This is a genomic window from Halomonas sp. NO4 (assembly GCF_010994375.1).
Lineage (GTDB): Bacteria > Pseudomonadota > Gammaproteobacteria > Pseudomonadales > Halomonadaceae > Halomonas.
This window is the reverse complement of the sequence record NZ_WHMA01000081.1, coordinates 1-1657: the sequence shown is the minus strand read 5'-3', so window position 1 is coordinate 1657 and position 1657 is coordinate 1. Positions and strand designations below refer to the sequence as shown.

The 1657-nt window shown below is 63.9% G+C and carries 1 pseudogene; it reads right to left on the bottom strand.

From position 1 onward, the window contains the following. Positions 1-31: 31 nt before the first annotated feature. Positions 32-1584 (bottom strand): annotated as a pseudogene (locus tag FEF15_RS19140) (IS3 family transposase). Between the last annotated feature and the right edge of the window lie 73 nt (positions 1585-1657).

Below are 1657 nucleotides of genomic sequence, written 5' to 3'. Positions count from 1 at the left end.
CGATGCCTGTCAAGCTTGTTGGAACCTGGAGTCAGGCGGCTTCTAATCGCTGATCGCGTTGAACCAGCGGGTCTTCCTGATCGGGGTTCAGCCAGACCGTCCGGCGCGGTGACCAGTTGCGGGTGGCACCGCTCCACCGACCGGGATGTTGCCGTTTTGCCTCGGCATAGATGGCGTCTCGCCTAGCCAGCACCTCGTTATCCTGGCCGGCATGCCGCTCCCCCGGGGTGACGAACCGTATCGCGCTGTGGCGGTGTTCGTGGTTGTACCAGTGCACGAATCGCGTCAACCACTGCTGCGCCGCTGACAGGCTCTCGTAGCCGTCCATCGGGTAGTCGGGCCGGTACTTACAGGTCCTGAACAGCGATTCCGAGAAGGCGTTGTCATTGGAGACCCGGGGGCGGCTGTACGATGGGGTGATGTTCAACCGCTGTAGGGTCGCCTGGAGCGTTGAGCCTTTCATGGCGGAGCCATTATCCGCATGCAGCACCAGCGGCTGGTTGATGCAGCCCTCGCGCAGCACGGCCCGCTGGATGACTTCGCTGCTGTTGGCCATGGACTCCTGGTCGAAGACCTCGGCATCGACGATCTTGCGGCTGTAGATATCGACGATCATGTACAGGTAGTAGAACTGCCCACGCACCTGGGTCGGCAAGTACGTCACATCCCAACTCCAACAGACATTGGGACGTGTCACGCGGTGCCGCTGAGGCTCGCCCTTGGGGTGCGGGGCACGAGCCCGGCCACGATGGTGCTGCTCGCCATGCTCCCTGAGGATGCGGTAGTAGCTGGACTCTGACGCCACGTAGAGGCCTTCCTCGTCCAGCAGCCGTGGCACGATCTGCCCGGGCGGCAAGCTGGCGAACTCGGGACGATGGCAGATCTCCAGCACCTGCTGACGCTCCTCAGGCGACAGCGCGTGGCGCGGGACAGGCCGCACGACCTGAGGCCGGCGATCCTGATCACCCCTTACCCAACGGCGGTAGGTGTTGGTGCCGATGCCGAGCTCCGCACACGCGGCTTGCAGGCGGGCTCCCTCGGCACGCGCCTCATCGATCAGCTGTACGGCGTCCTGGCGATCTGAAGTGCTGATCATTCGTCCTCGTCCCCCCAGATCGCTCGGGCCTTTTTTCTCAACGCCAGCAGTGCAGCGGTTTCCGCGAGTGCTGCCTCCTTGCGGCGGAGCTCACGTTTGAGCTCCTTGTTCTCCTGGCGCTCCGTCTTGCGGGCTTCACTCTGCTGCTTCGAGGCGGCATCGCTCCGGTCATTGGCGCCCTCGCAGCTCGCCCGCCAACGCTGGATCTGCTCGGGATAGAGGCCGCGCTGCCGGCAGTACTCCGCACGCTCGGCCTCGCTGAGGGCCGCCGTTTCTAGCACGGCATGGAACTTGTCCTGCGAGCTCCAGCCCTCGGGATCATCGCTCTGGTCAGGTAGCAAACGGCCCGCTTGCCGAGCCTTCTTGCGCCAGTTGTACAGCGTCGCCGCGGAAATGCCTTCTTCCTGGGCCACCTCCGCCACCGTGCGGTTGTGCGGCGGAAGCAGCTTCTTGAGGATGGCTTCTCGGCGCTCGTCGGAGTACTTCATCGGAACCTCGTCACGCCCCACATCGTTCAGAGTCTAACAGCCGCTGATACTCCAACTAGCTTGACAGTGGGGG